The sequence below is a fragment of the Stieleria sp. genome (assembly GCF_041595215.1).
In the GTDB taxonomy this organism is placed as follows: Bacteria; Planctomycetota; Planctomycetia; order Pirellulales; family Pirellulaceae; genus Stieleria; species Stieleria magnilauensis.
This window is the reverse complement of record NZ_JBFHKV010001410.1, coordinates 1-1,797: the sequence shown is the minus strand read 5'-3', so window position 1 is coordinate 1,797 and position 1,797 is coordinate 1. Positions and strand designations below refer to the sequence as shown.

Here is a 1,797-nt window from a genome sequence, read left to right as displayed (position 1 = left end):
TACCCGCCATAACTGGTCTCGGCATCGCTGATCTGGCAGAAATAACTCCACAGCGGCACGTCCTCTTTCAGGTCTTGCCGCATCATCGGGACCACACAGATCGAGAAATCACCGGCAATCCCGCCGCCGATTTGAAAGAAACCGATGGGGTGTTGCTGGGAACTTTCGCGATACCACGCGGCCAATTTTTCCAGCTGCGCGGTGCCCGGCTTCATCGCATGGTGCCCGGCGACGGTGCCATCGATGACACGGGCGGTGAAGATATTGCCCAGCGTGCTGTCCTCAACGCCCGGAACAAAAACGGGGATGCCGGCGTCTTTGGCCGCCGCGACCCAGCTGTTTTCGCGCGGGACTTGAAAGTGTTGTGGCAACTCTGGGTCGTCCAGCAATTCAAACATGAACTCCGCCGGCGTGCGGGGCTGGTTCGAATCGGCGGCGTGCTGCCAGAGCTTGGTCAACCGACCTTCGATGTGACGCATCACGGTTTCAGGGATGCAGGTATCGGTGACACGATTGAAGCCCTCTTCCAACAGCGCCTCTTCATCGCTCTCGGACAATCCCCGCCAGTTTTCGATCACCCGGTACTCGTCATGTGCGACCAGATTGAAGATGTCTTCTTCTAAATTAGCGGCCGTCGATGTGATCGCGTGCACCTTGCCCTGGCGGATCATTTCGGCCAGCGACAATCCCAGCTCGCCCGTGCTCATCGCGCCGGCGAGCGTGACCATCATCCGGCCGCCACGCTGCTCGATCAGGTCCTTATACGACCGTGCCGCGGCCAAGGTTTCGCGGGCATTGAAGTGACGGTAGTGTCGTTCCAGGAAGTCGCTGACGTTCAAAACGGTTCTCGATGGGGGGGAAGGTTGGCCGATGGACGGTTCGCAGGCGTTTGGAGGCCGGTTTTTTAATTTATTTCGACGAGGACTGAAAGTCGTGACACGCCCTGCGGTCGTTTGACGTGTTTTCACACGGACACCCGACCTCTCGCGCCCTGCCGCCAAGTTGACACCAATCAAGAGGCCCGGACGCTGGCGCGAACCGGCTGATGTCAAACGATGATCAGCCGTTTGGCGCGAGCCTACGGGCCCTATTTAGAGGAAACAACGCTCAACTGAGCGGCGGAACGCGAGCCTATCCGGTCTTCCCAAGTGTTCTCAAGCCTCGCCGAGTGTTTCTTTCAGCCGTTTGAGTAACTGATACCGTTGGTCTTCACTCGACTTTTCAATCGTTGTGGTCAATCCGAGCATGAACTCGGCGTAGTCGTTGTGCCAATCGTGGGCCACATGGGCGACGTCTAGACGCGGCTTGGGCGCCCCCTTGGAAAGCGGCTTGGTGCCGGCACTCAATTCGAACGATTCATCGAACTGCGGCATGTAGATCCGGTCGCCGTCCAAGCCTCGCTGTACCAGCAGGTCGCGCAGCTCCTGGCGTGAATCGTCTTCGCCATGATTGAGGAACAAACCGCCGGTGATCGGACAACGCTTTTGGATCCAGTCCAACAACTCGCCTTGATCGGCGTGGGCCGAATAATTGCCCAGCTTGCGAATGTCCGCCCGCACCTTGTACGACTTGCCGTGGATCCGGACTTCCTTGGCACCGCTGGAAATGATTTGCCCCAGCGTTCCTGGTGATTGATAGCCGACGAACAAGACCGTGCACTCGGGGCGATAAATGTTGTTGATCAGGTGGTGCTTGATGCGACCGGCCGTGCACATGCCGCTGGCCGAGATGATGATCGCCCCGCCTTTGATCCCGTTGATGGCCTTACTCTCTTGCAGCGAATGCACCAGGTGGAAC

Annotated in this window: 2 protein-coding genes; both read right to left on the bottom strand. The window is 58.4% G+C overall.

The annotated features are described in order from the left end of the window. The coding region (locus ABX749_RS31690; RefSeq protein ID WP_372899555.1) for a deoxyhypusine synthase family protein at positions 1-839 on the bottom strand (839 nt) is incomplete at its 3' end. A 315-nt stretch (positions 840-1,154) separates the two neighbouring features. Continuing rightward, a partial coding sequence (locus tag ABX749_RS31685) for an MBL fold metallo-hydrolase RNA specificity domain-containing protein (RefSeq protein WP_372899554.1) occupies positions 1,155-1,797 on the bottom strand: 643 nt, incomplete at its 5' end.